5 protein-coding genes are annotated in these 3,232 nt (G+C 46.1%); 1 reads left to right on the forward strand and 4 read right to left on the reverse strand.

Annotated features, from left to right (window positions below; all coding sequences use genetic code 11):
* The 3 genes from F6J99_RS43520 to F6J99_RS43530 form a co-directional block, all read right to left on the reverse strand.
* The coding region (locus F6J99_RS43520) for a D-alanyl-D-alanine carboxypeptidase (protein ID WP_293123285.1) at positions 1-807 on the reverse strand (807 nt) is incomplete at its 3' end.
* A 27-nt stretch (positions 808-834) separates the two neighbouring features.
* Entirely contained in the window at positions 835-1,059 is a 225-nt protein-coding gene (locus tag F6J99_RS43525) for a hypothetical protein (RefSeq protein ID WP_293123288.1), read from the reverse strand.
* A 282-nt stretch (positions 1,060-1,341) separates the two neighbouring features.
* Positions 1,342-1,671 (reverse strand): hypothetical protein, encoded by a 330-nt coding sequence (locus tag F6J99_RS43530; protein WP_293123291.1) that lies wholly within the window; start codon positions 1,669-1,671, stop codon positions 1,342-1,344.
* A 43-nt stretch (positions 1,672-1,714) separates the two neighbouring features.
* Between F6J99_RS43530 and F6J99_RS43535 the strand changes: the two genes are divergently transcribed.
* The gene (locus F6J99_RS43535; RefSeq protein WP_293123294.1) at positions 1,715-1,975 is read left to right on the forward strand and encodes a hypothetical protein; all 261 of its coding nucleotides are present in this window, start codon (positions 1,715-1,717) and stop codon (positions 1,973-1,975) included.
* 90 nt (positions 1,976-2,065) lie between these two features.
* Here F6J99_RS43535 and F6J99_RS43540 read toward each other — a convergent pair whose 3' ends face one another.
* Positions 2,066-3,028, reverse strand: coding sequence for an alcohol dehydrogenase catalytic domain-containing protein (locus F6J99_RS43540; RefSeq protein WP_293123297.1), 963 nt, complete (start codon positions 3,026-3,028; stop codon positions 2,066-2,068).
* Positions 3,029-3,232 lie beyond the last annotated feature (204 nt).

Below are 3,232 nucleotides of genomic sequence, written 5' to 3' on the forward strand. Positions count from 1 at the left end.
GTAGCGATTCATTTTCTTCAGCAGTTCCGCCAGGGGAAAGGAATACTGGCGCACTAGGGGCTGTAGATTGTCAGGGGGTGAAGCTACTACTTGCACAGAGCCTGCGATCGCAATTTCTGGTCTAGGGGTACCCGGGGGTAAGGTCTGATACTGAGTTTCTGCTGCTGGTGGCCAACTCTTACCATTCAAGCCTTGCTTGAGCAGAGTGCCAGCTTTGAGGGGTAAGCTCTCGAAATTCATATAAAACTTACCCACAATCACCAAATTACCGGTTACTTGCTTGATTCCTAACTGATTTAACTGGTTGCCTACTACTATGGCTTCTTCCCAGACAAAAAACGGGTCTTCTGACCCTTCAACCACTAGGTCTCCTTGTAGCACCCCGTTCTCAATCGGTCCGGTGGCGCTAAATTTGGTAATGAATTGGTGGTCAGGACCAAGAGTAGAAAGAGCGGCTAGGGTGGTGGCTGCTTTGGTAAGGGATGCTGCGGGTAAGGGAATAGTGCCTTGGTGATTAGCTAAGAGGGTATCTCCTGATTCGATCCATATGCCTTGATTGGTCTTAGTCATCCCTTTGGCCGATAATCCTTTCAGGTATTGGTCAACACTCTGTTGGCTTCCTGGATTAGGATTCGTTTCCGCAACGGTTAGGGGTTGATCAGGCTTTTGGATCACCTTTAGTGCATTCTCTGGTTCTGAGGACTTGGAAGCATCTGGATCAGGAGATGGGGAATCCGCCCCATTACATCCAATTAGTAGTGCTAGGAGTAGTGTAGACAGTGTAGCAGTTACATATTTATATAGCATTTTTATTTTAGTTGTGAACATACTCCTTTAGGCAAGAGGCAAGAGGCAAGAGGCAAGAGGCAAGAGGCAAAAGGCAAGGGTGTATCTCACTTTTGTAAATTTTGCGTAGGGTGCGTTAGGGGTGGGCTCGCCCTGATTTTCTACCTCTTCGCCACCATTGAAATAGCCCACCCCGTAACGCACCACCGAGTCAAACAGCAAAAATGAGATGCACCCAAAGGCAATAGGCAAAAGGCAAGAGGCAAGAGGCAAGAGTAACCCACCCCTAACCCCTCCCAGGAGGGGAAATAGCTCCAGAGTTTTATAGGAAAATAAAAAAAGACCTTCTTAGTTTACATCTCGAATACCAATTTTACCCCATTGCAAAATATATCATGAAACCAAATGCTTATTTAGGATAAGACCAAAAAATCCTCCGATCTCTTTCCTGATTTTGCCTTTTATATCTTGCCTTTTGCCTTTTATATCTTGCCTTTTGCCTATTGCCTATTGCCTTTTGCCTTTAATCTTAGTTTCACATTTAAACTGAAAATGCTATATCTTTTCCTCTAACTGTTTAAGTTTCAAATTTACTTCCAAATCATCCCGTCCCACAATAGTTTCTATGTTACCGAGGCGTTCTTCTATTTGTTGAACTTGATTAGGAAGAAGGGTTTTATCGGACTTGTTATGAGAGTGCCAAACAAAAGCGGTGCTACTTGCTGCGCCCCCGATCACAATCATCGGTATGGCTAACTTATATTTGCCTGGGGCAAAAATCATACAAATCGCTAACATTCCAGTAGCATAAGACCAAATTTGTTTGGTGGTCATCGCACGGATATTAAGAGATTTCTCGAATTCGGATTGTTGTTGATAAGTCATAGTTTAATAAAGGGAATAGGGAGTAGGGAATAGGGAATCGGGAGTGTGGAACAGGCATCTTGCCTGTATCGGGCATCTTGGTGGAATGGGCATCTTGCCTGTATCGGGCATCTTGGTGGAATGGGCATCTTGCCTGTATCGGGCATCTTGGTGGAATGGGCATCTTGCCTGTATCGGGCATCTTGGTGGAACGGGCATCTTGCCTGTATCGGGCATCTTGGTGGAACGGGCATCTTGCCTGTTACAATTCCCAGGCGGGCAGGATGCCCATTCTACTGATATTGATCGGAAGATTCAGCAATGACTTAAGCTGATAGCTGATAGCTGATAGCTGATAGCTGATAGCTGACCGCTGACCGCTGATCGCTTCATGCCATCACCTATTACTAATCTTTCAAGAGTTCTGATCCATGGTCAGTAATATTTTCAAGACTCCCCGCTGCTGGGCATGGTTAAAGGCGGTTAACCCTTCTTCAACTGGGTAATGAGCTTGGATTAGGTAGTTGACATTTACTTTATCTTGTGATAATAAATCAATGGCTGGTTTAAACGGACCGCAACGGGAACCGATTAGAGTAATTTCGTCTACTACCAGAGACGAGGCATCAAAGGTTAGGTTGCCAGCATAGGTACTTTTTAATACCAGGGTACCTCGTGGGCGCAAGGCTCGACGGGCAAGGGCAAAGCCTTCGGGGTTGCCAGTACACTCCACTGAGATATCGAAACTACCGTTAGTGATGGCATCGGCAAAGCCTACCTTAATTCCTCTGGCTTCTAAATTGGCCAATTTCTCGTGATGACGGCCAATTACTAGCAAATCGCAGCCCGTTAGGGCTAGGGTTTGTGCCACCAGTTGTCCGAGCTTACCATCTCCCACTACTACCACTTGTTGATCGGGAGCAACCCTGATTTGTTCCTGAATTTCCAGAGCAGCAGCCAAGGGCTCAGTAAAGGTGGCAGCATCAGTAGAAATAGTATCGGGTAACCGATGTAAGTTTTTTACGGGCAAGGTCAGATAGTCAGCAAAGGCTCCGTTTCGGTTAACAATACCTAAGACAGTACGGTTTTGGCAGTGAGTCGGTTGTCCACTTCTACAAAATCGACACTCACCACAGGCGGCATTAATTTCTCCCACCACCCGCTGGTTGACTAAATTCTCTGGTCCATCTTCCACAACACCAACAAATTCATGACCTAATATACCTTTGTAGGGGTAATAGCCTCGGATTAGTTCCAAATCCGTGTTGCATATCCCCGCACGCAACACCCGCACTAAGGCTTCATCAGAAGGTGGTGATGGCACAGGTAGGTCAGTGCGCACTTGCAGTTGCTGGTTTTCGAGCCAGAGTCCTTTCATTGTTGGTTGTTGTGACAAGATTGAGAAATTAGTTCCTATTTCCCATCTTAATCGGTGGCATTACTGAAGTGGAGTAGGCTAGAAATCCTACCAATTTCGGAAATTACTACTACACATCGATTTCATCTCCCTATCTCCCTATCTCCCCATCTCCCCATCTCCCCATCTCCCCATCTGCCCATCTCCCCATCTCCCTATCTCCCA

It is taken from the genome of Moorena sp. SIO4G3, from assembly GCF_010692305.1.
Taxonomy (GTDB): Bacteria; Cyanobacteriota; Cyanobacteriia; order Cyanobacteriales; family Coleofasciculaceae; genus Moorena; species Moorena producens_A.

Excerpts from the sequence above, each read along its gene's own strand:
- F6J99_RS43530 (WP_293123291.1), bottom strand. The coding sequence starts at position 1,671 with ATGACTTATCAACAACAATCCGAATTCGAGAAATCTCTTAATATCCGT.
- F6J99_RS43540 (WP_293123297.1), bottom strand. The coding sequence starts at position 3,028 with ATGAAAGGACTCTGGCTCGAAAACCAGCAACTGCAAGTGCGCACTGAC.